General features: G+C 37.0%; 22 protein-coding genes. All 22 read right to left on the bottom strand.

Translation table 11 applies throughout. From position 1 onward, the window contains the following. Positions 1–71: 71 nt before the first annotated feature. Positions 72–1,355, bottom strand: a complete 1,284-nt coding sequence (locus EG344_RS14250; protein WP_123909978.1) for an ectonucleotide pyrophosphatase/phosphodiesterase — start codon at positions 1,353–1,355, stop codon at positions 72–74. Between the two features lie 107 nt (positions 1,356–1,462). Further along, positions 1,463–2,299, bottom strand: coding sequence for a GNAT family N-acetyltransferase (locus EG344_RS14245; RefSeq protein ID WP_164464439.1), 837 nt, complete (start codon positions 2,297–2,299; stop codon positions 1,463–1,465). A gap of 30 nt (positions 2,300–2,329) precedes the next feature. After that, positions 2,330–2,725 (bottom strand): cytidine deaminase family protein, encoded by a 396-nt coding sequence (locus tag EG344_RS14240; RefSeq protein WP_123909976.1) that lies wholly within the window; start codon positions 2,723–2,725, stop codon positions 2,330–2,332. Positions 2,726–2,736: 11 nt separating this feature from the next. After that, positions 2,737–3,339, bottom strand: a complete 603-nt coding sequence (locus EG344_RS14235; RefSeq protein ID WP_123909975.1) for a GrpB family protein — start codon at positions 3,337–3,339, stop codon at positions 2,737–2,739. Positions 3,340–3,477: 138 nt separating this feature from the next. After that, positions 3,478–4,224 (bottom strand): T9SS type A sorting domain-containing protein, encoded by a 747-nt coding sequence (locus EG344_RS14230; protein ID WP_123909974.1) that lies wholly within the window; start codon positions 4,222–4,224, stop codon positions 3,478–3,480. Positions 4,225–4,227: 3 nt separating this feature from the next. Next, on the bottom strand, positions 4,228–4,752 hold the full coding sequence (locus EG344_RS14225) for an ankyrin repeat domain-containing protein (RefSeq protein ID WP_123909973.1): 525 nt from the start codon (positions 4,750–4,752) through the stop codon (positions 4,228–4,230). Next, a complete protein-coding gene (locus EG344_RS14220; protein ID WP_123909972.1) occupies positions 4,749–5,291 on the bottom strand; it encodes a YceI family protein in 543 nt (180 codons plus the stop codon). Before EG344_RS14220 ends, EG344_RS14225 begins: the two co-directional genes overlap by 4 nt. An 11-nt stretch (positions 5,292–5,302) precedes the next feature. Further along, positions 5,303–5,839 (bottom strand): hypothetical protein, encoded by a 537-nt coding sequence (locus tag EG344_RS14215; protein ID WP_228412739.1) that lies wholly within the window; start codon positions 5,837–5,839, stop codon positions 5,303–5,305. Between the two features lies 1 nt (position 5,840). Further along, positions 5,841–6,683 carry a DUF5777 family beta-barrel protein gene (locus EG344_RS14210; RefSeq protein ID WP_123909971.1) on the bottom strand — a complete coding sequence of 281 codons (843 nt, stop codon included), beginning with the start codon at positions 6,681–6,683 and terminating at the stop codon, positions 5,841–5,843. 126 nt (positions 6,684–6,809) lie between these two features. Next, on the bottom strand, positions 6,810–7,457 hold the full coding sequence (locus EG344_RS14205; RefSeq protein ID WP_123909970.1) for a Crp/Fnr family transcriptional regulator: 648 nt from the start codon (positions 7,455–7,457) through the stop codon (positions 6,810–6,812). A 215-nt stretch (positions 7,458–7,672) separates the two neighbouring features. Next, a complete protein-coding gene (locus EG344_RS14200) occupies positions 7,673–7,978 on the bottom strand; it encodes a DUF3467 domain-containing protein (protein ID WP_027375539.1) in 306 nt (101 codons plus the stop codon). A gap of 87 nt (positions 7,979–8,065) precedes the next feature. Continuing rightward, positions 8,066–12,331, bottom strand: a complete 4,266-nt coding sequence (rpoC, locus tag EG344_RS14195) for a DNA-directed RNA polymerase subunit beta' (RefSeq protein WP_123909969.1) — start codon at positions 12,329–12,331, stop codon at positions 8,066–8,068. Between the two features lie 122 nt (positions 12,332–12,453). Next, entirely contained in the window at positions 12,454–16,275 is a 3,822-nt protein-coding gene (rpoB, locus tag EG344_RS14190; protein ID WP_123909968.1) for a DNA-directed RNA polymerase subunit beta, read from the bottom strand. A 426-nt stretch (positions 16,276–16,701) separates the two neighbouring features. Beyond that, on the bottom strand, positions 16,702–17,235 hold the full coding sequence (locus EG344_RS14185) for a hypothetical protein (RefSeq protein ID WP_123909967.1): 534 nt from the start codon (positions 17,233–17,235) through the stop codon (positions 16,702–16,704). A 13-nt stretch (positions 17,236–17,248) separates the two neighbouring features. Continuing rightward, entirely contained in the window at positions 17,249–18,487 is a 1,239-nt protein-coding gene (locus EG344_RS14180) for a hypothetical protein (protein WP_123909966.1), read from the bottom strand. Between the two features lie 190 nt (positions 18,488–18,677). After that, on the bottom strand, positions 18,678–21,278 hold the full coding sequence (locus EG344_RS14175) for a T9SS type A sorting domain-containing protein (protein WP_164464438.1): 2,601 nt from the start codon (positions 21,276–21,278) through the stop codon (positions 18,678–18,680). Between the two features lie 35 nt (positions 21,279–21,313). After that, positions 21,314–22,468, bottom strand: coding sequence for a hypothetical protein (locus EG344_RS14170; RefSeq protein ID WP_123909964.1), 1,155 nt, complete (start codon positions 22,466–22,468; stop codon positions 21,314–21,316). 130 nt (positions 22,469–22,598) lie between these two features. Next, positions 22,599–23,087, bottom strand: a complete 489-nt coding sequence (locus EG344_RS14165; RefSeq protein ID WP_123909963.1) for a hypothetical protein — start codon at positions 23,085–23,087, stop codon at positions 22,599–22,601. Positions 23,088–23,360: 273 nt separating this feature from the next. Then, positions 23,361–23,729 (bottom strand): 50S ribosomal protein L7/L12, encoded by a 369-nt coding sequence (gene rplL / locus EG344_RS14160; protein ID WP_123909962.1) that lies wholly within the window; start codon positions 23,727–23,729, stop codon positions 23,361–23,363. A gap of 46 nt (positions 23,730–23,775) precedes the next feature. Further along, positions 23,776–24,363 (bottom strand): 50S ribosomal protein L10, encoded by a 588-nt coding sequence (gene rplJ / locus EG344_RS14155; RefSeq protein ID WP_045501111.1) that lies wholly within the window; start codon positions 24,361–24,363, stop codon positions 23,776–23,778. Positions 24,364–24,380: 17 nt separating this feature from the next. Then, on the bottom strand, positions 24,381–25,073 hold the full coding sequence (gene rplA / locus EG344_RS14150; RefSeq protein ID WP_045501112.1) for a 50S ribosomal protein L1: 693 nt from the start codon (positions 25,071–25,073) through the stop codon (positions 24,381–24,383). A gap of 11 nt (positions 25,074–25,084) precedes the next feature. Continuing rightward, positions 25,085–25,531, bottom strand: coding sequence for a 50S ribosomal protein L11 (rplK, locus tag EG344_RS14145; protein ID WP_027375531.1), 447 nt, complete (start codon positions 25,529–25,531; stop codon positions 25,085–25,087). Between the last annotated feature and the right edge of the window lie 285 nt (positions 25,532–25,816).

Below are 25,816 nucleotides of genomic sequence, written 5' to 3'. Positions count from 1 at the left end.
CGATACTGTTTTGAAAATTCATAAAAAAATTGCAGTACATTTTTGTATTGCAATTCTATTAAACTTAAGATTTACTTTTTTTCTTTTAAAATTTTTCCTAAAACCTTCAGTTTTCCATCGATCGGCTGATCCGCTTTCAATCCTAAAACTTCAGCAACCAAGGGATAAACATTGATATTAGCAAATTCATCAATCTCCAGATTATTTTTGAATTCCGGCCCCCATGCGTAGAAGGTTGCCTTCATTTCAGGAACTGTTCTTGGATTGTACCCATGTTTCCCTACGGAAGTTTTCTTTCCTTTTTCCAGAAATATTTTTGGTGCTTTTGGAAGGAGAAGAATCTGTCCTATTCTGCTGTATTGATCATCTCTTGTCGCGAAATGCAGATATTTTGGTAGTTTTTTATCCAAATATACTTCGTAGTCATCTGTTTTTTGAGCTTTTAATTCTTTATAAACAGATTTCACCTCATCCGGATTTTTAACATATACTCTTAAAAGGGTCTGAGAATTGTAAAAATCAAATCTGTCTTTATCAAAAAGAAGAGCCGGAATTTCCAATGGAGTTCCACCATCAACCTTAATCATACCATGGTCGGAAACAAAAACAAAATTGACATTTTTCAACCCTAAATCGCTGACTTTCTGAACAAGATCTCCAATTGCTTTATCAATCAAATGAACAGCAGTTTCTGTTTCTTTAGTATCCGGACCAAAATGATGCCCGCTCCCATCTACTTCCGGGAAATATAATGAAATGAAATGGGGTCTTTTATCTTCCGGCAGCTTTAGCCAGTTCATCACTTTTTCTACTTTTTCTGATGGAGTAAATTTTTCATGATAAGGATAGTAGTACGTCGGTCTTAATCCTCCTGCATCACTCGCAGATCCTACCCACATTAAGGATGCTGATACCATTCCTTGTTTTTCGGCTAATCCCCAAAGCGGAGTTCCACCATACCAGCTTCCATCTTCTGCATTTTTTTTATTGCTCATCGCATAAGGTTCCTTTCTTTTGTAATCATAGAAAAAGTTATCAATCAAACCGTGATGAGAGGGATAGAGTCCGGTGATAAGGCTCCAATGATTGGGAAAAGTGATACTTGGGTAACTAGGAATCATAGCTTTTGCTTTCACTCCATTTTCAGAAAGTTTCAGGAGGTTTTCAGCATTGTATTTTTTCGCATAATCATATCGAAAACCATCTGTAGAAATCATGATAACATATGGTTTTGACTGGGCTTCAATACTATTCTGACGACCTGGTATTACTACCTGTGCTGTATCAATAGCTCCCTGTTGGGCAAAAACCGTTAAGGAAAGAAACAGCAGTAAAAAATGTATTCCTCGCTTCATTATTTTAAAATTTTCGGCAAAGTTACATTCTCTACTGCTCCCTGAAAAGTTTAAGAGGTTAAAAGTATATTAAAACCTTTTATTTTTAATGTCAATGGAAACGTTGGTTAAATACTCCGTTTCATTTCAAATTGTGATAACCAGTTTTTAAGGCCTATTTTTTTATCAAGAAATGCGCCTGCTTCTTTAGAAGTATCATCCACATTATTAATCGCAATTGGCTGTCCGTCAGCAATAGCTGTAAAAAGCCCGGAACCTATTCCTTGTTTTCTATAGTTTTTATGTACCGCAATCTGAAGCACTCTTCTCGTATCAGGATTGTAAACAATGTACCCAACCAACTTTTCATCTGAATAGGCTCCTAAAGTTTTATATGTATCCGGCATAGGATTCAAGACATAAACCGATCCCTGCCATGAAGGTTCAATATCCCAGAAGGAACGGAGATTATCCCACTGAAATGTATGCATATCTTTTATTGTTATATGGGAATTTCCGATTCCAGAATTGATATTTCCTTTAAAACAAAGCAATTTTCTAACTACCGTAAAGCCCAAGTTTTCATAAGCCCTAATAGCTCCTGAGTTTCCTTCAATCACTTCAAGCAGTAATACATTCGCTTGTCTTTCTTTTAAAACAGGAATGATAAAATCATACATTTTTCTTACCAGCCCTTGACCTCTGTTTCCAGGTACAACTCCTGTCCCGCCGTTATATATAATTTTCTGTCCATTCTCTAATTTTTCGGACTGAAGAATGAAGCTTACTAATTTTCCATCTTCAAAGGCACCTACTGAAATAGTCAAATCTAATTTTTCAGCAGCTATTTTAGAGGTAAGCATTTCCTTTGTAAGGTGAAAAGGAACAACATAGTCTGAAAAAGACAGGTTGAATACTTCTAAAAGCTCTTCTACATCTATATTGGCTAAGGTTTTGAACTCCATGATCTTCATTTTTTATTATTTAATCTATAATTACCAGTCTCTGTCAAGATCTTCTTTCCAGTCATAAGGCATCAGTTCTTTCAAGGATACAAAAACTCCGTTTTTCACTTCCACCACAGCATTAAGGTTTTCTTTGGACAACTGGCTCATCAATTCTCTGCAGCGTCCACAAGGTGGAACTGCATTTCCATCATTTCCCACCGCCACTACTGCTTTGATATGATACTCCCCATTCTTTAACATTTCCGCTACAGCACTATGTTTAGCACAAAAACCCATAGAACATGCGGTATCAATACTGATTCCTGTATATACATTTCCATCTGCAGTTTCTATAGCGGCAGCAACGCCTCCATATTCTATAAAGTCATTCAGCATTTTTGATTTTGCAAACTGGCTGGCTATCTCCTTTAAGTCTTTTCTCATTGGGTAAAGTATTAAAGTTTCTGATTATTTAAATACCATTGAACAGCATTTTTTTCTTCTCTTTTGATAAACGGATCTTTTCCTTTATTATAATCATTGCCGTCAAACCAATCCATTGTGCTGAGATTTTCTTTTAATTGCTGATATTCCTCTCTTACTTCGGGATGGGTACGAAGATAATCGCGGAATGCAATATGGCGAAGCCAATGTTCTGATGAAACAGGAATGGTATGAATATGAGCTAAACGAAGGTTGTGGTCGTGAAGTTCTTCAGGAATTTCATCTTCCGGATAAATAATTTCCGGAAATCCCAAGTTCTGAGGTTTATCCGTTAGCTTAATGAAAAAACGGCGATACGGCATATCTTCATTATACTTTTGGTAATAGATGTAATCTTTTCCCTGTAATAAAGGAGGAACTTTATCGAGTTCTGATTCATCTTTCACTCCAATCATAATGTCTATAATGGGTTTTGCTGATAAACCTTTTACAGAGGTGCTCCCGATATGTTCTATGCTGGGATTTAAGAAGCCTATACTTTCTTTCAGTTCGTTTTTAATGGATTCAAACTGATTTTTCCAGCATGGATTGTATTTTTCAAAACTAACTTTCATTGGCATCCGCTTACTATACAAATATATAAAAAAACAAGCAGGAAACCCTTGAATAAAGCCAACAAGCCCGCTCCAATCATAAAAAACAATACCTCCGAAAAATCAGAGGTATTATTAAAAATATTTGGATGTGTTTTTTTATTCTTTGATTAACTTTTCGTAGGACAGGGTTCCCTCTTTCAGTTTGATTTCAAAATAATAAATTCCCGGTTTAAGATCTTCAACACTTATATTTTCTCCATCCGGTTTTACAGATTTCATTTTTCTCCCTGTTGCATCATAAATCTCAAGAGAGCTTATCTTGTCAACATTTTTGAAATTCACAGTTGTCTTTGCCGGATTAGGATAAAGGGAAACTTTATTTTTTTCAGCAGCAGCAATTTCATTTGTTGATAAAGTGCTGGAAGCCATTGTTAAAGTGGCATAGTCTCTTCCTACATCATGATATCCTAAAGTATTACCGGTTTTACGTGCATAAAAGATATTGATTGTTCCTGCCGCATTCGCAATGGCAAAATCACCGGCTCCTCCGGAAAGACTTCTTGTTGCCACAATAGTTCTTGTACTTCCGGATACCGTATTAGAGGTTTCCGTCCAATCCTGACTAGGATCTGCATTTGGTGTTGTCTTCCCTATAAATGTATAATCCCTGTTAGCAGAAGCATTATAGATAAATCCATCTGACCCTGAGGCCATTCCTACAGTTCCAAACCCGATTCCAAGCATGGAATTACTATCCCCGGTTAACGTAAGAGTTACCCCCGTGGGGGTTGTATCTAATTTTACCGTCATACCCGTAACCGGAAGGGTTACCGTTCCTGACGAAAACTGCGCCCATGTAAAATTCGCGATGAGCAATCCTAGTGTAAGTAAAGTTTTTTTCATGCGTCATTTTTTTAAGATGTTAATAATTTCTTCTTTATGCGTTTGTAAAGCATATTCAAAAGGGGTCATTCCCATTGAATCTTTTATTGATTTATCGGCTTTATATTGAAGCAAGAGTTCAATGAGTTCTTTATTTCCGAATTTTACAGCCCAAAATAATGGTGTAGACCCCGTATCATCAGCAATATTAGGATCTGCATTTTTCTTCAGTAAATCTTCAGCCAGCTTTCTGTTGTATTTTACAGAAAGACCTGCCAGGGCTGTTCCTTCTTTGCTTTTATAGTTTACATCCTTTACATGGTGTATTAAAAATTCAGCCACTTCTACATTTCCTCTGTAGCAAGCCAGAATAAGAGGGGAAAAACCATTTTCATTGGTTTGATTGATGATATCAGGATTCTGTTTCATTAGGTCTTTTACTTCCGCTACGGTTCCGCTTCTGGCAATATCAAATATTGATTTTGCTTTTTCCTGGGCCAACAATAAAGATCCCAGAAATAGACTTATTGTTATAATCAGGCTTCTCATTTTATCAGTGTATAGGTATATTCAACATTTACATTTTCAGCAATTTTTTTAGTAACCATCTTAGGTATGGTTACTTTATAATCTGCTGGTTTTGCCACAAAGCTTCCTTGCATGTAAATTTTACCATCCTTTGTATACATTGAAGCGGCAGAGGTTATCGCTTTATCTACTCCATGGAAATTTAAGGTTCCCTGAACGGTATATTTCTGTGGGCTGGTTGTTAACTTTGACTTGTCAAAGCCTACAATTTTTCCTTTAAATGTTGTTTTAGGATATTTGGCAGATTCAGCATAACTTTCATTGAAATGTTCTTCCATTAATTTGGTTTTAAAATGAAAGTTTTTAACAACAGAAACAGATGCCATTTCCCCGGTATCGGCATTAAGAATAACCAGATTATTGTCATCCTGGGCATAGATATCATCAAAAAGGGGTACTGATGCTTCAAATGTTAGTTTACCGGTTTTGGAACTGTATTTCTGGGCAGAAATATAACCTGCAAATAATAGAAATACGCTTAATAGTGTTAATTTTTTCATATCAAATCTTTTTAGTTTTCAGTTAACCCATCAGATTTCCATTTGATGAACATATTAATTTGAGTTGCAGATAGTGAACCTCCTTTAGGCATTTTCAGTGGATCACCATTTGCCCTTTGAATGCGGTCTAAAATCCCGTCTATATTATTTTTCACCTGGTCATAAGTGACTAAAGGTTTAAAACTTCCTGCAGAATGACAGCCAATGCAGTTGTTATCCATAATCGGCTTTATATCTGTTGTATATTTCACTGGCAATATGATGGGGGTATTTTCTGAAATTTCTTCATAGGTTCTGCTTTCACAGGCAATAGTGATTGCTGCAAATGATAGAGCGAGCAGGTATATTACTTTTTTCATATTAAAAAGCTCTATAAAGGTTAAACCCAAAGAAATGCAGTTGTTATCCATAATCGGCTTTATATCTGTTGTATATTTCACTGGCAATATGATGGGGGTATTTTCTGAAATTTCTTCATAGGTTCTGCTTTCACAGGCAATAGTGATTGCTGCAAATGATAGAGCGAGCAGGTATATTACTTTTTTCATATTAAAAAACTCTATAAAGGTTAAACCCAAAGAAAATGTGTCCTTTTCCCCAATTTCCGGATGCATTGGTAAGATATCCGATATCTGAATTGATCTGGGAATTTGTAAATAAAAGCTGGAAAATATGTCCCCCGGTTTCTATATCCAGCCCTAAAGACAGTGGATTCTTATAGAAACTGTGATTGTCGAAATTCACAAAATATTCTGCATTTACAGAAACTCTTTTTGAAATTTTATAACGTCCACCCAAACCTGCTAAAAATTGGTTTTTATCTTCAATAGTTGGCTCATAAAGATTTTTATGTACATATGAAGGTGTAAATTGTAATGAAAGTTTATCACTAAACCCTCTGGAAATCAAAGCTTGTGTAAGGTAAGACAATCTATCACTAAATCGAAGATATGGATAAGTGTCTTTATCAAGGGCTGTATTGGCGCCCATTACGTGGTAGCCTACAATATCTACCGGAAAGTTCTCATTTTGTCTTACCAATCTATACTTTATGGCTCCTTCAAAGGTTTTCATATTGGTTTCACGGGACAAGCTTAAGGAGATGCCATCTGTAAGCCCATAAATAACGCCCAATTTAGTAGAGGCATTATCCAGCCCGAAAAAATCTTTAAATCCGGCACTTACATCCCCGAACCGGTGTGCCACCACCATATACCATTCTTTTTTGGCAGCAAGTTTAGTAGATTGCCCGGTCACAATCTGCAAGGCTTTAAAAGCAGGTTGTGAGGTATCCGTATTGGTTTTGATAGTATCGATATCTTTTAGCAGATCTTCCTGTGCAAAAGCAAAGACTGATGAAAGCATCGACAAAAATAAGAGAGCTTTTGTCATACTACAATTTGTATTAAATTATGATATAACAAATCTATCGTGTTATCAATTCAAATATATGTGATAAAAGTCACCAAGGGCATAGTTTTTATCAATCAAAACTAAAAACATTTATAACAATATAAATTAGAACAATCTAACATTTTCATTTACAGCGACTTTTATTCCTTCTCTTGTTTGTAAAATATCTCCATCACTTTCAATTTTTTTCAAAACCCTGCTTACAACTTCCCTGGAAGTTCCAAGATTATTAGCAATCTCTCTGTGTGTAATTTTTATAGGATTGTTTCCCGTAATGGAAATTTGTTGTTTGATATAATTAAGAACTCTTTTATCCAGACGGTGAAAAACGGCATCATTGACCATATTCATGACTTCGGAAAATCGTCTGTCATATTCATGATAAAACAATTTGTTAATCTCTGGAAATTTCAGCAGCCAACTATGCATGATGGAAACTGGAATTAATAATGCTTCAGAATCCTCTTCCGCTACAGCGTATACCCTACTTATGTAGTCTGTAAAAATAGATGAGAAAGTCATCAGACAGCTATCACTTTCTTTAATATAATAATAGATCAGCTCCCTTCCGTCATTGAGTGTAAAAACTTTGATAGACCCTTTTACTAAAAAGGGTACATATTTATTTTTTTGTCCCTCTCTTACTATTTCGGTTTTAGACTTTATTTCTGTTACAATAGCATGCCTCTGAAGCTCATCCACAAAGTCATTTCCCAAAAAACCGAATTTTTGAATAATAAATTGATTGCTCATATCCTTTTCTGTCAATATTTTATAACAAATATAAAAAATAGGGCAATTAATCCATCATTAAAATAAAATTTTACGATTATCAATAAACAAACAACACGAAAAAAGCTAATAACATAAATATTTTACTATGAAATAATTCACACTATTAATAATATGTAACAAAAAAAATACCCTGGCAAAAACCAGGGTATTCTTATTTTATTGTAAGAAAAATCTTAAGCTTGTACGTTGTTTCCTCCTAATACGAAAGGCTCAACTTCTTTGATTTCTCCAAACTGCTGCTCGTAGTTAGCAATGTTCTGTTGAAGAGCGCTTAATACTCTTTTAGCGTGAAGTGGAGCAAGAATTACTCTTGATCTTACTTTAGCTTGCTGAACACCTGGCATCAACTGAATAAAGTCTACTACAAATTCAGATGGAGAGTGGTTTACTAAAGCTAAGTTAGCATAGATACCAGCAGCTACCATTTCGTTTAATTCAATGTTGATGTTTCCGTCTTGTGGATTTTGATTGTTGTCCATTGTTATAAATTATGTTTTTAAAATTCGAAATTTGAGATTGTGAAAATATAAAAATAATTTCAAATCCCAAATTTCAAATCATTAATTTTAGTTAAGGTCTTCGAATTCTTTCTTAGAACCTACAATAACATTCTGATACTCTTTAAGACCTGTACCTGCAGGAATTCTGTGTCCTACAATTACATTTTCTTTAAGACCGTTAAGATCATCTATCTTACCAGCAACTGCCGCTTCGTTAAGTACTTTAGTTGTTTCCTGGAACGATGCTGCAGACATGAACGATTTCGTTTGAAGTGCTGCTCTTGTAATACCTTGTAGTACAGGAGTTGCCGTAGCAGGAAGAGCTTCTCTTACTTCTACTAAACTTTGATCTTCACGTCTCAACTTAGAGTTCTCATCTCTCAATTCTCTTGCAGTAATCATCTGACCTGGTTGGAATTCTTTAGAATCACCAGCATCAACTACTACTTTAAGACCGAATACTCTGTTGTTTTCTTCCAAGAAGTCATACTTGTGCTCAAGAGCTCCTTCCAGGAATTGAGTATCACCTCCATCTACGATAGATACTTTTGTCATCATCTGTCTTACGATGATTTCGAAGTGCTTGTCGTCGATTTTTACCCCCTGTAGACGGTAAACTTCCTGAATCTCATTTACTAAGTATTCCTGAACTGCTGTTGGACCTTTAATTCTTAAGATATCGTCTGGAGTGATTGAACCGTCAGAAAGTGGCGAACCAGCTCTCACGAAGTCATTCTCCTGTACTAAGATCTGGTTAGATAATTTAACTAAGTAAATTTTTCTTTCTCCAGTTTTAGCTTCAACGATCAATTCACGGTTACCTCTCTTAATTTTTCCGTAAGAAACTACCCCGTCGATTTCAGTAACAACCGCTGGGTTTGAAGGGTTTCTTGCTTCGAATAATTCGGTAACTCTCGGAAGACCTCCGGTGATATCCCCTGCTTTTGCAGATTTTCTTGGGATTTTGATTAAGACTTTACCAGCCTTAATTTTTTCACCATCGTTTACCATTAAGTGGGCTCCTACCGGTAAGTTGTAAGCTTTTTGCTCAACACCTTTAGAGTCTACCACCTTCAGGGTAGGTACGGCTTTCTTATTTCTAGATTCAGAGATTACTTTCTCTTCGAATCCTGTCTGTTCGTCAATTTCAAGTTGGAATGAAATACCCTGGATGATATCCTCGTATTCTACCTTACCTGAAGTTTCAGCAATGATAACCGCGTTATACGGATCCCATCTACAGATCATATCACCTTTCTTCACTTTATCACCTGGTTTAACAGATAATATAGATCCGTAAGGTACGTTAGCTACCATTAATGGAGTTCTAGACTCATTATCAGCAACTAATCTGAATTCTGTTGAACGAGAAACTACAACCTCAGCTGTATTACCGTTTTCATCTTCAGAAGTAATTGTTCTTACTTCGTCCATTTCTACGATACCATCTCTTCTTGCAACAATAGATGGGTTTTCTGATACGTTACCTGCAGTACCCCCTTGGTGGAAGGTTCTCAACGTAAGCTGAGTACCTGGTTCCCCAATTGACTGTGCTGCAATTACACCTACCGCTTCACCCATGTGAATTACTTTACCTGTTGCTAAGTTTCTACCGTAACATTTCGCACAGATACCTTTTTTAGCTTCACAAGTAAGTGGAGAACGTACTTCAACAGCTTCTAAACCTGCTTCTTCAATTCTCTTAGCTAATTCTTCAATGATTACCTGATCTGCACTAGCAATTAGCTCATCAGACTCAGGGTCATAAATATTATGAAGAGATACTCTACCTAAGATTCTTTCAGAGATTCTTTCAACGATCTCATCATTTTTCTTCAATGCAGTAACTTCTGTACCTCTTAAAGTTCCACAGTCGTCTTCTGTAACGATAACGTCCTGTGCAACGTCTACTAGTCTTCTCGTTAAGTAACCCGCATCGGCAGTCTTAAGTGCGGTATCCGCAAGACCCTTACGAGCACCGTGGGTAGAGATAAAGTATTCCAAGATGGAAAGACCTTCCTTAAAGTTAGCAAGGATCGGGTTTTCGATGATCTCCGCACCGGTAGAACCAGCTTTTTGCGGTTTCGCCATCAAACCTCTCATCCCTGATAACTGACGGATCTGTTCCTTAGAACCCCTCGCCCCAGAGTCAAGCATCATATATACAGAGTTGAAACCACCTTGGTCAGTTTTCATTCTGCTCATGATCATTTCAGTTAATCCAGCGTTGGTATTAGTCCAAACGTCGATTACCTGGTTATAACGTTCTGTATCGGTAATTAGACCCATGTTATAGTTAGCTCTAATTTCGTCTACAGTTTCAATTGAAGTAGCAATCATCTGCTTTTTCTCCACAGGTACTACGATATCTCCTAGAGAGAACGACAGACCTCCTTTGAATGCGTTTGAATATCCTAGATCTTTCATTGCATCCAAGAACTTCACTGTAGTAGGGAAATCTGTATCAGCAAGGATCTTACCGATAACGTTTCTCAATGATTTCTTAGTCAAAAGTTCATTGATATATCCTACTTGCTTAGGTACAATTTGGTTGAATAAGATTCTACCTACAGAAGTTTCGATCAATCTTGTTACGATTACACCGTCTTCTTTAACTGGTAGTCTACATCTTACCTTAGCATTTAATGAAACTCTACCTTCTGCATAAGCGATTTCCGCTTCTTCAGGAGAATAGAAAGCAAGACCTTCTCCTTTTACTTTCATATCTTCTGTAGAACTTAATTCTTTAGTCATGAAATAAAGACCAAGAACCATGTCCTGAGAAGGTACTGTAATTGGAGAACCGTTTGCAGGGTTCAAGATGTTCTGAGAACCTAACATCAATAACTGAGCTTCAAGGATCGCTTCTGGTCCTAACGGTAAGTGTACCGCCATCTGGTCACCATCGAAATCGGCATTGAAGGCCGTAGTTACTAACGGGTGTAGTTGGATAGCTTTACCTTCGATCATCTTAGGTTGGAAAGCCTGAATACCCAATCTGTGAAGCGTAGGTGCCCTGTTCAATAGTACCGGGTGACCTTTCATCACGTTTTCAAGGATATCATAAACTACTGGTTCTTTTCTATCGATAATTCTCTTCGCAGATTTTACTGTTTTTACAATTCCTCTCTCGATTAGTTTTCTAATGATGAATGGTTTGTAAAGTTCAGCTGCCATATCTTTAGGAATACCACATTCGTGAAGCTGTAAGTTTGGACCTACAACAATTACCGAACGCGCAGAGTAGTCTACCCTTTTCCCTAGTAAGTTCTGACGGAAACGACCTTGCTTACCTTTCAATGAATCAGAAAGTGATTTCAATGGTCTGTTTGATTCAGATTTTACAGCTGACGATTTTCTTGTGTTATCGAATAATGAATCTACTGATTCCTGAAGCATACGCTTCTCGTTTCTCAAGATTACTTCAGGAGCTTTGATCTCCAATAATCTCTTCAAACGGTTATTTCTGATGATAACTCTTCTATAAAGGTCATTTAAGTCAGAAGTTGCGAAACGTCCTCCATCCAATGGAACCAATGGTCTTAGTTCTGGTGGGATAACAGGAAGCACACGCATAATCATCCACTCTGGTCTGTTGATCATTCTTGTATTAGCACCTCTTAATGCTTCTACAACGTTCAATCTCTTAAGAGCTTCAGTTCTTCTTTGCTTAGATCCTTCATTGTGAGCTTTATGTCTCAAGTCGAAAGACAATGCATCAAGATCAATTCTTTTTAATAATTCCTCAACAGCTTCAGCACCCATTTTAGCGATGAATTTGTTTGGATCAGAATCGTCAAGATATTGGTTTTCTACAGGAAGAGTTTCCATGATGTCAAGGTACTCTTCTTCTGTAAGGAATTCCATGTTCTCGAAATCAGAACCGTCTAATTTCTTAGCAATACCTTGCTGAATCACTACATATCTTTCGTAGTAGATGATCATATCTAATTTCTTAGAAGGAATTCCAAGAAGGTATCCGATTTTGTTTGGTAATGAACGGAAATACCAAATGTGTGCAATTGGAACTACAAGGTTGATGTGCCCGATTCTCTCTCTTCTTACTTTTTTCTCAGTAACTTCTACTCCACAACGGTCACAAACGATCCCTTTGTAACGAATTCTCTTGTATTTACCACAAGCACATTCGTAATCCTTTACAGGACCAAAGATTTTCTCACAGAATAGCCCGTCTCTTTCAGGCTTATGAGTTCTGTAGTTAATAGTTTCCGGCTTTAAAACCTCCCCTCTTGAGTCTTGTAAAATAGACTCCGGTGAAGCTAAACCGATGGTTATTTTATTAAATCTACTTGATTTATTTTTATTTGACATAATTTTTTTTAGATTTTAGATTTCAGATTTCAGATTTCAGAGGAAATCATCATTCCAAATTCAAGGATTATAAAATTCTTAGAGTGTCATAGTCTGACATCTTGTGTCTGACATCTGATATCTTACTCCTCCAATCTTACGTCTAATCCAAGACCTTGTAACTCGTGAAGTAATACGTTGAATGATTCTGGAATACCTGGTTCAGGCATAGATTCACCTTTTGCAATTGCTTCATAAGTTTTTGCTCTACCAATCACGTCATCCGACTTCACTGTCAAGATCTCTCTCAAGATGTTAGATGCACCGAATGCTTCAAGTGCCCAAACCTCCATCTCTCCGAATCTCTGACCACCGAACTGAGCTTTACCTCCTAACGGCTGCTGAGTAATCAATGAGTAAGGACCAATAGAACGTGCGTGCATCTTATCATCAACCATGTGTCCTAGTTTCAGCATGTAGATAACACCCACGGTAGCTGCCTGTGTAAATCTTTCTCCGGTACCACCATCATAAAGGTGAGTGTGACCGAATTTAGGAAGGCCTGCTTTCTCAGTATACTCAGTAATCTGATCAAGACTAGCTCCATCAAAGATTGGCGTAGCGAACTTCATACCTAACTTCTGACCAGCCCATCCAAGAACTGTTTCATAAATCTGTCCGATGTTCATACGAGAAGGTACCCCTAGTGGATTCAATACAATATCTACTGGTGTTCCGTCTTCCAGGAATGGCATATCTTCTTCACGAACGATTCTTGATACGATACCTTTGTTACCGTGACGTCCTGCCATCTTATCCCCTACATTCAGTTTACGTTTCTTAGCGATGTAAACTTTAGCTAACTTCATGATCCCTGCTGGAAGCTCATCTCCGATTGAAATTGCAAATTTCTCACGGTTTTTAACCCCTTGGATGTCGTTATATTTGATTTTGTAATTGTGAATCAATTGTTTGATCAATTCATTCTTGTCAGCGTCTACTGTCCAGTCTGAACCGCTAACATTTACATAATCTTCAACTGAAGTTAATAACTTGTGAGTAAACTTCACCCCTTTACCGATAATCTCTTCATCAAGGTCATTTTGTACCCCTTGAGAAGTTTTACCGCTTACCAGTGTATTTAATTTTTCAATTAAAGTGTTTCTCAACTCGTCAAACTTAGCCTTGTAAGTGTTTTCAATCTCTTCAAGTTTAAGTTTTTCTTCAGTTCTTTTCTTTTTGTCTTTAATGTTTCTAGAGAACAATTTCTTGTTGATAACAACTCCTCTTAATGAAGAGTCAGCTTTTAATGATGCATCTTTTACATCACCAGCTTTATCACCGAAGATTGCTCTAAGAAGTTTTTCTTCAGGAGTCGGGTCAGATTCACCTTTTGGAGTAATTTTACCAATCATGATATCTCCAGGCTTCACTTCAGCACCGATTCTGATCATACCGTTCTCATCAAGGTCTTTAGTAGCTTCTTCAGATACGTTTGGAATATCAGCCGTAAGTTCTTCCATACCTAATTTAGTATCACGAACTTCCAGTGAATATTCATCTACGTGGATTGAAGTAAACCAGTCTTCACGTACAACTTTCTCGTTGATTACGATCGCATCCTCGAAGTTATACCCTTTCCAAGGCATGAACGCTACCACTAAGTTTCTACCAAGAGCTAATTCTCCTTTTTCAGTAGCATAACCGTCGCAAAGTACTTGTCCTTTTTCCACTACATCACCTACTCTTACGTTTGGTCTTAGGGTAATCGTTGTACTCTGGTTAGTTTTTCTAAACTTAGTAAGTTTATATGTTTTAGTAGCAGACTCGAATTGTACTAAATCTTCGTCTTCGCTTCTTTCATATTTAATAACGATTCTGTCAGCATCTACGTACTCTACAGTACCTGTACCTTCAGCGTTAATTAAGATTCTAGAGTCTCTTGCAACTTGTTGCTCAAGCCCTGTACCTACAACTGGAGCCTGTGGCTTCAATAGAGGAACGGCCTGACGCATCATGTTAGATCCCATCAATGCACGGTTCGCATCATCATGCTCCAAGAATGGAATTAGAGAAGCGGAAATACCAGAAATCTGGTTTGGTGCAACGTCGATAAGGTTAACCTGAGCTGGTTCAACTACCGGGTAGTCACCATCTAATCTTGCAATAATTCTGTCTGTTAAGAAATCACCATTATCACTCAATTCAACGTTTGCCTGAGCAATTACTTTGTCTTCTTCGTCTTCTGCATTTAGGTAAATAGGATCTGCGTTAAGATTAATCTTACCATCTTCTACTTTTCTATATGGAGTTTCTATGAAACCAAGGTTGTTGATTTTTGCATAAATCCCTAAAGATGAAATCAACCCGATGTTTGGTCCTTCCGGAGTTTCAATCGGACAAATTCTTCCGTAGTGAGTATGGTGAACGTCACGAACCTCGAAACCTGCTCTTTCTCTTGATAAACCACCAGGCCCTAGTGCAGATAATCTTCTCTTGTGAGTGATCTCTGATAGAGGGTTGGTTTGGTCCATGAACTGAGATAGCTGGTTGGTACCGAAGAATGAGTTAATTACAGAGGTTAAAGTCTTAGCATTAACAAGGTCAAGTGGAGTAAAGATTTCGTTATCTCTAACGTTCATTCTCTCCTTGATTGTTCTTGCAATTCTTGAAAGACCTACTCCGAACTGTCCTGCTAATTGCTCACCAACAGTTTTAATTCTTCTGTTTGATAAGTGGTCGATATCATCAACCTCAGCTTTAGAGTTCACAAGCTCGATCAAGTGTCTTACGATTGCAATGATATCTTCTTTTGTAAGAACCTCAGTTGTAGTTGGGATATTAAGACCTAATTTTTTGTTTAGTCTGTAACGTCCTACTTCACCTAATGAATATCTCTGCTCAGAGAAGAATAATTTTTCAATGATTCCTCTTGCAGTTTCCTCATCTGGTGGATCTGCGTTTCTTAACTGACGATAGATGTACTCTACTGCTTCTTTCTCAGAGTTCGTAGGGTCTTTTTGTAATGTATTCTGGATGATAGAGAATTCATTGCTGTTTTCTTTGTGAATCAGGATAGATTTCACCCCAGCATCCAAGATAAGATCTAAGTGTTCTTTTTCAAGGATAGTCTCTCTATCTAAGATGATTTCGTTTCTTTCGATAGAAACTACTTCACCTGTATCTTCGTCTACGAAATCTTCGAACCATGTGTTCAATACTCTCGCAGCCAATGTTCTCCCTTCTACTTTTTTAAGGGCAGCTTTAGAAACTTTCACCTCTTCAGCAAGGTCGAAGATCTGAAGGATATCCTTATCAGATTCGTAACCGATAGCTCTTAATAAAGTTGTTAATGGTAACTTTTTCTTACGGTCGATATACGCGTACATTACGCTGTTGATATCCGTTGTGAATTCCATCCAAGATCCTTTAAAAGGGATAATTCTTGAATAGTAAAGTTTGGTTCCGTTAGCGTGGTAAGTTTGTCCGAAGAATACACCCGGAGATCTGTGTAACTGAGTTACGATTACACGCTCTGCTCCATTGATAATGAATGAACCAGAAGGAGTCATGTAAGGAACCGGACCTAAATATACATCCTGAACCACTGTTTGGAAATCTTCGTGTTCCGGGTCAGTACAGTACAGTTTAAGTCTTGCTTTTAGAGGAACTGAATAAGTAAGTCCTCTTTCCACACACTCATCGATTGAATAACGTGGAGAATCTACCAGATAGTCTAGGAATTCTAATACGAATTGGTTTCTTGAATCCGTAATTGGGAAATTCTCTTGGAAAGTCTTGTAAAGAGCTTCTGTCTTTCTGGCTTCAGGAAGTGTATCAAGCTGGAAAAATTCTCTGAAAGACTCGATTTGGATATCCAAGAAGTCTGGAGTTACAATTTTTCCTTTCGCTGATGAGAAATTAATTCTCGGATTTCCTTGAGTTGTTGATTTTGTTTTACTCATAAAACTTTTAAGAAAGGGTTAAAAAATATTTTGATTCATTTAAAAATATCAGGACAGAAAAAGGGTAAAAGGCAATAAAAAAAAGAAAAAGTAAAGAAAATTTTGGCGCAATTATCGGCCTTTATTCTTCATTCTATGCTCTTTAGGTCTTTGATCTGATCCTAACTGCAACACTGGTATATCTTTTCACAGCGTAATGCAAAATATTTTTCTTACTTTTGAGACGGTATTACCGCAATATTTATAAATACGAAATCCCTTTCATGTTCTACACAATGAAAGAGTTGATTTTCAGTATTTTATAAACTTACAAACAATTTTTCGCGCCAAAAGAGGGGCAAAGATACAAAAAATCATTCATAATAACAAATAAAAACCACTTCATTTTGAAGTGGTTAAATATTTATATAATCTTTTTAGGATGTGTTATTGTTTCCAGAAAGTCCAGACATTTCCATTGAAGACTGCCAAGAGCTTAGTTACCGTATCGTAAACCATCATACCTGGTGCAGGATTGACAATGGTAAGCTGGGGATTGGCAACTTTAGGGAGAACCATAGCCTTATTAGTGTCTTCTAAAACCAATACTCCTGCAGTCGATGTCAATGTTCCAATAGCAACTTTGGCAGTAGAACTTTCGGTTGCAGAATTCTGAATAACAGCCCCGTCAATGCTTGTAAGGGGATCAACAGTAGTTCCTGATGTATTTACGGAAAGATCTTTCCATCCTGATGCATATTTCACCTTTACTTTTTTATCCGCGAGATCATATGTCATTGTTCCGTTAACAGCTCCCGTGACAGAGGCTACATTTGTAACCCAAGGTAAAATAACCCCTCTGTTACCTGCTCCAAAATCAAGAGATACAGATGGAGAAGCTACAGAGGTTTTACCAATAGCTACCTGCGCACTTGTGGATAAAGAAAATAAAAGGAACCCAATTAATATTATATTTTTCATTATTTTAAATTTATTAGTTAACATCTACACATGTTTGTGTATTAAAACATTTCCATCCTGCGGGGGTACCATCAATATTTATTTGAAGACAATCTGAAGTAACATTGTATACCATCATCCCCTCCACAAGATTGGCAGCAGGAATTGCTGAAATTTGCGCTGTAGTAAGTCTGTTCGGTACAAAACCTTTCGTTTTAGCTTCAAGTGCTATCCATCCTCCTTTTCTCACCATTGGCCAGTTACCACCATTTGTACCAGCTCTATTCAAAGCGGTAATTCCCTGATTTGTATTCAGAGCAGTCCCGGATGTTACTGATGGTTTATAACAAAGACAAGCATTCACCGCTGCATCTTGAGAAGAACCTATTCCTTGTCCCTGATCACCACCTATATCAGCTGCCCCGCCTGCATTGACAAGCTGTGGTACTCCCTGAGCATCTACTGCCCCTAGTATAACTCCCGATGAATTAATTTGAGAAAGTTTTACGTTTTCGTCTCCCTCAATAGAATCAAAACAGCCATCATTGTCTGAGTCCAGGTCTTGATAATTAGGAATTCCATCACCGTCTGTATCTAAGATATAAGCAGGAATAGATACATCATCAAGCTGCCAGTCATCTAAAGCCAACGTAGCCCTGAAAATCAGATCAGCTGTTCCCGGAGAATTGTACGGAATATTAATCGTAAAAGTACGCGTGGTATACCCGGTATTATTAGCTGTTGTAAAAGCCACAAAATTAGATGTTGCACCATTTGCCAATGTTATTGTAACATTATTAGTAGTGGTATTTCTTGTGGTACCGTTATTTATTGTTGCATACAGAGTGTTATTCAGAAGAATCTGCAGAGTTCCTGTGGAACCTGCTGCATTACTACCGTCCTGTGCCCCTAATGTCATGGTCAGCGCAACAATTCCATCTGTCCGGTTAAGATTATTGATAGTCTGCTTCAAATCTATATTAGAAACATTATTATCAGTAATACTCACATTTCCCCCAGCACTGTTATATACCCAGCTTGATGCCAGCACCCACGGAGCAGAAACACTGGTAAAAGAGCCGTTAACAACAGTATTAGACGGGGGACTTTCAAGAAGATCAGGAATACCATCATTATCGTCATCCAAATCAACAGAGTTAATAATCCCATCACCATCTAAGTCCTGATTAGGATTATACTGAGCCCTGACTGTACAGTAGCCAGATACCATAAAGAACAAAATAATTGTTTTTACTAATTGTGTGTTTTTCATAATAATTTATTAACAACGGCAACATTACAAAAAAAGCAATAATTAAAATAATTTTAAGTGTTAATATTCATTATAAGATGATATATTCTACATCAAAAAAAGAGTCTGAATAAAATTCAGACTCTTCTGTTTCTTTATTACTTAATCTTTATATTCAGTTGTAAGAGAGTGCTTTACATCTTTCTTATGATTATTTCACAATTACCTTATAAGATTTTATCGTTGATTTGGTTTCTATGTTAATGATATAAATTCCCGTAGGCAATGAACCAGTATCTACACCTGTACGTGCTGAGAATTTACCAGACTTTACAGCCTTTCCTTCTGCAGAGAATAATGTATAAGTTCCTTCCTCAGCTGCTGTAATCATAAGATTTTCTCCAGCTTTGATAGGATTAGGATAGATTTTCACATCATCTGCTGCCTCTCTTATTTCTGAAGATTCCCCCATTTTTGCAGAATTATTCAATCCATTTTTAAGCAATGAAGCATACGGTGAAAGTGGAGAATTCGGAGCTCCTCTTTTCACAAGATCAGTATCTACTACTGCCTGAATACCATCTTTATCACTATCATTGATTGTAGAAATAAATCCTCCACCTAATGTATCAAGATTTCCCTTGCCTATTTGATACAGATCAAAGTCTGAACCGTTAGAAGTGATATCAAGGAAGTCAGGAAGATTATCTCCATCGGTATTTCTAATCGGATATTTTAAAGTACCGGAATCAGGATACGTTTCCAAGATATCTGCTAACCCGTTTTTACCTACTTGAACACCACTATCAATAATACCATTATGGTCTGCATCGATCTGGTTAATCACTGAAACCGGAATACCTGATTCAAAAAGATCTAAAATTCCATCGTTATCAGAGTCCAAATCACGGTAATTTGGAATAGCATCGCCCAATATAGGAGTAATTAAGATATCTCCTTCCAAGTCATCGTCTTCAAATTTTCCATTTTTATCAAAGTCTTCCATAGAATCTGGAATACCATCATTATCAGAATCAAAATCACACGCATCTACAATTCCGTCTCCATCCGTATCCAATGTAGGCGATTTATCATTCACCACTGTACATCCTTCTGCACAATCCGGAATACCATTACCGTTATTATCAATACTGTCATCTCCTCCAGGACAACGATCGAAACAGTTTGGAACCCCATCATTATCATCATCTTTGCTGGCAAATGCGTTATAGATGTAATAGTTTTGAGGAATACGAACAGCAGTACCACTATTGAAGGTAATTTTCATTCTGTTAAAAGGTTTCGTAGCCTTTCCTCCTACATAAAATTTATTGGAGTTTGTTGTAAAGAAATTTCCGCTGATAAGACTTCCTGAGCTGGTAAAAGTATCTGTTACAGAGTTTCCATTATACAATGTTACACTAATATTTTCAAGAACGCTTACCCCAAGAAGATTTCCTGCTTTTTCCACAGTAAACCCCGCCATCGTATTAGCAGGAAGCATACTATTACTGCTTACGGTAGCAAATGCGGAGAAAATACTGAAGATAGAGGCAGCCGGAACTGTTGCCGTTGCGTAATTGGATGGATTATTATCAACAATGGCTTCCGGATTTGTCATTTTAGCTAAAATAAGACCAAGAAATCCAGGTCCTGATGTCCAGCTTGATCCTGTTACTAAATTTCCAGGTACCGCTGAACCGCTGGTCTGAATTTTATCATCACATTCACAAGAGACCGGCTCTTCAAAAGCATAATACACTTTAAGTGCTCCCAGGTTAAATCCTACCGTCTGGGTAATCTTCAATCTTACTTCATTGAAAGGCTTAGTGGTTGTTAAAGTTATTTTTTGTTTCCCTGAACCATATCCAATAACTTTAATATTAATCAATCCTCCACCGTCTGAAAGTTGTTTAGAATCTTGCAGCTGTCCAAATAAGTAAGTTTCAATCGTAATATTCTTTAAAAACTCAGCACTTAACAATTTCCCCTGATCGTCAGGCTCAATTACAAACCCAGTTCTGTTCCCTGCAGGATATACTTGATTTTTATCTAATACTCCTACCGAATAAGATCCTAATAATCCTATAGGAAGAACTATTTTCCCGAAGGAGTTTTTATTTCCATCACCGATATTCTCTTTATTCTGAACGTAAGAAAGCGGAGCAAGAAAACTGCTGCTTCCGGACACATTACCATCCACACCACTTCCTGCAATGATATCATCACAAATCCCATTGTTATCTACCGGTACTCTGGCAGGATCGAATGCAAATGCATAATACACGTTCATTGCACTGAATACGGAAAGAACATTGGTTTGATACAATCTCACTTCATCAAATTCCTTAGAAGTCTTAAAATGCAAGAATATTCTGTTTTTGCTTTCACCAAATGCAGGCACTGATAAAAGCGTACTGCTTGTTGTAGTTTCCTGAAGAACTCCATTTTTATATGTACTAATTCTTAATGAACTTAAAAGATCAATTGTAATAAAGCTTGTTCCAAGATCCACATTAAATCCGGTAATATATCCTGCCGGATAAGTGGTATTCTTATTTTTTACAGAGATTCCGTTCCCACTTATTAAAGAAGCGAAGTTCCCCATACTCACACTATTGTCCAGGCTGGCATCCACAACCGGATTCATGCTTCCGTTGTAACATGCCAAACAAATCCCGGAATTGTTTACCGGTTTTGCTTCCACTCCCATTCCACGGATCGGTTCATACCCTTGCTGTGCAAATACTACCGCAGACATCATCAATGTCATAAGCATTGCAGCTAGTTTCTCGAATAATTTTTTGGTCATTTTGTATTGTTTTATAAAGTTTGTGTTTTTCTCTATTAAAGGGTCTGCCATGTAAAGACACTGGCACCGGTCTGCTTACATCCAACAAAGCTCCCTACTGATAATGATACTTCGTATATAATAGTTCCAGCATTGGAGGCATCACAGGTGGGTCTCGTATTCGCTTTAATTTGTATTGCTTTACTCACTTCCAGATCTGCAAAGTTTACCGAACTGGGAATCATGTTGATTCCTACATCAGTAGTTGCTGCGTTATTCTCATTAAAAAACACCTGCGTTCCGTTTGTATATACTGTTTGTCCTGAATTAGCAGTTCCGGAAAACCCTACTACAAATGCTTTGCCTCCCACGGCCGAACTTGCTGAGCCCACAGCAAAGCTATTGGGATCTACTGTATTTCCGCTACCTATAGCAATTCCACCTTTGTTGTTATGTAGATTCCCTAGCGTAAGTCCTGTTGCACCACTCACTGTATTCGAATTTCCAAATACAAAATGATTGGCCCCAGTTGCCGTGTTGGAATTCCCAATAATTTTTGCACCACTGGTAGCCGAGTTATTGGCCCCGATAGCTACTGCTGGAAAATTAGCATTGATTGCAGTAGCTGTATTATTTCTTCCGATAGCAACATTGGAAGATGTTGAATTGGTTGTATTATTTGATCCCCAGGAAAAAGCGGCATAGGAGCCTGTTGCATCATTGGAGTTGCCCCCTTGCAATGTTCCGTTTATATCAAGTATTGCTTTGACATTTTTTTGAGTGGCCAATACAAGATTCTGTCCATCACTTGTTCCCAAATAATTTCCGGTAGAAATATCTGTTCCTAACGTTGAGGAAGTTGCTATTGTACCGCCGTTACCTACAGTACGCCAGTCTCCATTTAAATTTCCCCATTTTGTTCCGTCAAAATAATAGTAACCGGGAGCTATGACATTTACAGTTTGCCCGGTAGGAGCTGTTTCGGCAGAAGTTACATATACTATTGCTCCGGTTTGAGCAGCCGTATAATTTTTAGCTTTCAGCTGTACTCCTGTAAGTCTTGGAGCAATAACTCCATCAAGTTTATTAGTATTTGATGGAAAGCCCACCACATCAAGACTAGCCTGAGGCTGGTCGATGTTAATCCCAACCTGTGCAGATATGGAAAATCCGACAGATAAAAGTGCTAGAGTGAATAATTTGTTTTTCATTCTTAGTTTATATTTGTTGTTTTTTGTGCTTATTTTATAGAAAGGCCAATCCAATAACCGGTTTCAATTAAATATGTAAATGAAACAAGTGAAAAGACCATCAGGAATCTGAAAAAGTGAGAAATATTATTTAAAGGTCAGTATTCAGTTTATCCGGGATTTTAATGATAAACTTAAAACCATCAATCAGTTTGACAGAGTTAATATAAAAGTTCTTTATGTGTTCTACTATACTTAATCCTTCTGTGTGAACAGCAGCATTAAATATTCTCCATTTATACTCAACAGAAATGGACTTTAAGTTCTTTATAGGTAAAAGAAAAAAATTCCGGTCATTGACCATTGGAAGATTACTTTGTAAAGAGTGTTCTAAAAATATAGGTTGAGAATCAGCATTGATCTTTACATGAAGAGGTCTGCATTTCACAGAACTCAAAGGCTCCTGTGAAAAAGCATCATATAAGTGTGGGTAAAGTTTAGTATCTTTTGTATCTGTATAGTGCAGCAACTCAGACATACCCATTGTAGCAGATATGATTCTTGCGTTTAATTTTCCTATAGTCAACAGGAGCAGAAGAAATGCTATTTGACCATAGGAAAGAATATAATTTCTATCCAAGTTGTTGTGTTTTTTATTAGTGCAAATATAATACTTTTTCAAATAAAACAATATTTTAACATTAAAAATACACTGAAAAATAAAAATACATAAAATTAAAACAGAATATTATGTTAATTATTATTAAATCATCAACTATAATAAAATATAATAAAATACCCTGTAAAAATATTCAAATACACTTAGGAATAAAATGTAGAATTTATGGAGTATATTACAACAAAAAGCCTGAGCAAATTGCTCAGGCTTCTTATATTTATAATAAAATTGAAATTATTTCAATTCTACTTCAGCACCAGCTTCTTCTAATTGCTTCTTAAGAGCTTCAGCTTCGTCTTTAGAAACACCTTCTTTGATTGCAGAAGGAGCACCGTCTACGATATCTTTAGCTTCTTTAAGACCAGCACCAGTTAAATCTTTTACTAATTTAACGATAGCTAATTTAGATGCACCTGCAGACTTAAGAATTACGTCGAATTCAGTCTTTTCTTCAGCAGCATCACCTGCTCCACCTGCAGCAACTACTACAGCAGCAGCAGCTGGCTCAATTCCGTACTCATCCTTAAGGATAGTAGCTAATTCGTTTACGTCTTTTACAGTTAGGTTTACTAGCGTTTCAGCTAAATTTTTTAAATCTGACATTGTTGTAATGTTTTTGTTGATTATTTATTTAATTTTTTGAGTATAATTATTCAGCACTTGTTTCTTCAGTGCTTTCTGCAGCAGCTTCTGGAGCTTCAGCAGCAGGAGTTTCTTCAACTACAGGAGCAGCTTCTTCAGCTTTAGCTTCTACAGTTTCAGGTTTGTTTTGAAGAGCAGAAACAACTCTCTGGATTGGAGACTGAAGTAATCCGATGATTTCACCGATCATTTCTTCTCTAGACTTGATGTTAGCCAACATGTCTAGGTTGTTGTCACCTAAGTAGAAAGTTTCTTGAACAAAAGCAGACTTTAAAGCTGGCTTCTCTTCTTTCTTTCTGAATCCTTGGATTAACTTAGCAGGAGCGTTTGCTGTATCAGCAATCATCAACGCTGAGTTACCTTTGAAAGTAGGGAACATTTCAGAGTAATCTACTCCTTCGATTTGTTCCATTGCTTTCTGTAAAAGTGTATTTTTTACAACTTTTACTTTGATATTTTGCTTGAAAGCTTGTCTTCTGAAGTCAGAAGATTTACCAGCGTTCAAACCGTCTAAATCTGCTACGTATACTACTTTTGCATCCTGAAGCAAATCTTTGATCTCTTGTATTGCTACAACTTTTTGGTCTTTTGTCATTGTCTTAAGGATTATTATTAGTTAACAGATTTAGTATCAATTGCAATACCAGGGCTCATTGTAGAAGACAAATAGATTGACTTCACATAAGTTCCTTTAGCAGCAGTTGGCTTCATTTTGATCAATGTAGAGATCAATTCCTGCGCATTTTCTTTGATCTTAGCAGCATCGAAAGATACTTTACCAATACCAGCGTGGATGATACCATACTTGTCTACTTTGAAATCAATTTTACCTGCTTTCACTTCAGTTACTGCTTTACCAATTTCCATTGTTACAGTTCCTGATTTAGGGTTTGGCATTAAACCTCTTGGACCTAATACTCTACCTAATGGACCTAATTTACCCATAACAGCTGGCATAGTAACGATAACGTCAACGTCTGTCCAACCATCTTTAATTTTTTGTAAATATTCGTCAAGACCTACATAATCAGCACCAGCAGCTTTAGCTTCTGCTTCTTTATCTGGAGTTACTAAAGCCAAAACTTTAACATCTTTACCAGTACCGTGAGGAAGAGATACAACACCTCTTACCATTTGGTTTGCTTTTCTTGGGTCTACACCTAATCTTACAGCGATATCTACAGAAGCATCAAACTTTGCAGTGTTCACTTCTTTTACAAGAGCTGAACCTTCTTCAAGGTTATAGATTCTTCCTTTTTCTACTTTGCTTAAAGCTTCCTTTTGCTTTTTAGTCAATTTTGCCATTTCTAATAGTTTTAAGCGTTAAAAGTTGGTTTAGTTCCTGTTACTCTTAATCCCATAGATCTAGCAGTACCTGCAACCATAGAAACTGCAGAATCCATTGTAAAACAGTTAAGATCCGCCATTTTATCTTCAGCGATTTTCTTTACCTGATCCCAAGATACTGAACCTACTTTGTTTCTGTTTGGTTCACCAGAACCTCCCTTGATTTTAGCTGCATCCATTAGCTGGATTGCTGCAGGTGGAGTTTTAATAACGAATTCAAAAGATTTGTCTTCGTATACTGTAATTACTACAGGTAAAACTTGCCCTGGCTTATCTTGGGTTCTTCCGTTAAATTGCTTACAAAACTCCATGATGTTCACACCTGCAGAACCCAATGCTGGACCTACTGGTGGAGAAGGGTTAGCTGCGCCACCTTTCACCTGAAGCTTTACCATTTTAAAGACTTTCTTAGCCATTGTTTGTTTTTTAAATTTGAATAATTAATGAGTTTGGAAGCATTTATTATTCAGCAGGTTATCGCACTCACTTATGATAAGCCTACTTTTTGGACTGCAAAAGTATAAAATATTTTTGAAACTACAAACGGATATTGCTGATTTTTAAAAAGTTTTAAAAAAATAATTGATATTCAGAAGTTCCCATTTCAGATTTTCATATGCGTAAACGTATTTCGCTTTCTGACAAAAGAAAAGGAGAGCGAATATCCGCTCCCCTTCTCCCTAATTAAACTATTACTAATA

This window comes from Chryseobacterium sp. G0162 (assembly GCF_003815715.1).
Classification (GTDB): Bacteria; Bacteroidota; Bacteroidia; order Flavobacteriales; family Weeksellaceae; genus Chryseobacterium.
This window is presented reverse-complemented; position numbering and strand designations above follow the sequence as displayed.

What these genes read in the sequence shown, in the direction of transcription:
- EG344_RS14250 (WP_123909978.1), bottom strand. Translation starts at nt 1,355, where the DNA reads ATGAAGCGAGGAATACATTTTTTACTGCTGTTTCTTTCCTTAACGGTT.
- EG344_RS14245 (WP_164464439.1), bottom strand. Translation starts at nt 2,299, where the DNA reads ATGGAGTTCAAAACCTTAGCCAATATAGATGTAGAAGAGCTTTTAGAA.
- EG344_RS14240 (WP_123909976.1), bottom strand. Translation starts at nt 2,725, where the DNA reads ATGAGAAAAGACTTAAAGGAGATAGCCAGCCAGTTTGCAAAATCAAAA.
- EG344_RS14235 (WP_123909975.1), bottom strand. Translation starts at nt 3,339, where the DNA reads ATGAAAGTTAGTTTTGAAAAATACAATCCATGCTGGAAAAATCAGTTT.
- EG344_RS14230 (WP_123909974.1), bottom strand. Translation starts at nt 4,224, where the DNA reads ATGAAAAAAACTTTACTTACACTAGGATTGCTCATCGCGAATTTTACA.
- EG344_RS14225 (WP_123909973.1), bottom strand. Translation starts at nt 4,752, where the DNA reads ATGAGAAGCCTGATTATAACAATAAGTCTATTTCTGGGATCTTTATTG.
- EG344_RS14220 (WP_123909972.1), bottom strand. Translation starts at nt 5,291, where the DNA reads ATGAAAAAATTAACACTATTAAGCGTATTTCTATTATTTGCAGGTTAT.
- EG344_RS14215 (WP_228412739.1), bottom strand. Translation starts at nt 5,839, where the DNA reads ATGAAAAAAGTAATATACCTGCTCGCTCTATCATTTGCAGCAATCACT.
- EG344_RS14210 (WP_123909971.1), bottom strand. Translation starts at nt 6,683, where the DNA reads ATGACAAAAGCTCTCTTATTTTTGTCGATGCTTTCATCAGTCTTTGCT.
- EG344_RS14205 (WP_123909970.1), bottom strand. Translation starts at nt 7,457, where the DNA reads ATGAGCAATCAATTTATTATTCAAAAATTCGGTTTTTTGGGAAATGAC.
- EG344_RS14200 (WP_027375539.1), bottom strand. Translation starts at nt 7,978, where the DNA reads ATGGACAACAATCAAAATCCACAAGACGGAAACATCAACATTGAATTA.
- rpoC (WP_123909969.1), bottom strand. Translation starts at nt 12,331, where the DNA reads ATGTCAAATAAAAATAAATCAAGTAGATTTAATAAAATAACCATCGGT.
- rpoB (WP_123909968.1), bottom strand. Translation starts at nt 16,275, where the DNA reads ATGAGTAAAACAAAATCAACAACTCAAGGAAATCCGAGAATTAATTTC.
- EG344_RS14185 (WP_123909967.1), bottom strand. Translation starts at nt 17,235, where the DNA reads ATGAAAAATATAATATTAATTGGGTTCCTTTTATTTTCTTTATCCACA.
- EG344_RS14180 (WP_123909966.1), bottom strand. Translation starts at nt 18,487, where the DNA reads ATGAAAAACACACAATTAGTAAAAACAATTATTTTGTTCTTTATGGTA.
- EG344_RS14175 (WP_164464438.1), bottom strand. Translation starts at nt 21,278, where the DNA reads ATGACCAAAAAATTATTCGAGAAACTAGCTGCAATGCTTATGACATTG.
- EG344_RS14170 (WP_123909964.1), bottom strand. Translation starts at nt 22,468, where the DNA reads ATGAAAAACAAATTATTCACTCTAGCACTTTTATCTGTCGGATTTTCC.
- rplL (WP_123909962.1), bottom strand. Translation starts at nt 23,729, where the DNA reads ATGTCAGATTTAAAAAATTTAGCTGAAACGCTAGTAAACCTAACTGTA.
- rplJ (WP_045501111.1), bottom strand. Translation starts at nt 24,363, where the DNA reads ATGACAAAAGACCAAAAAGTTGTAGCAATACAAGAGATCAAAGATTTG.
- rplA (WP_045501112.1), bottom strand. Translation starts at nt 25,073, where the DNA reads ATGGCAAAATTGACTAAAAAGCAAAAGGAAGCTTTAAGCAAAGTAGAA.
- rplK (WP_027375531.1), bottom strand. Translation starts at nt 25,531, where the DNA reads ATGGCTAAGAAAGTCTTTAAAATGGTAAAGCTTCAGGTGAAAGGTGGC.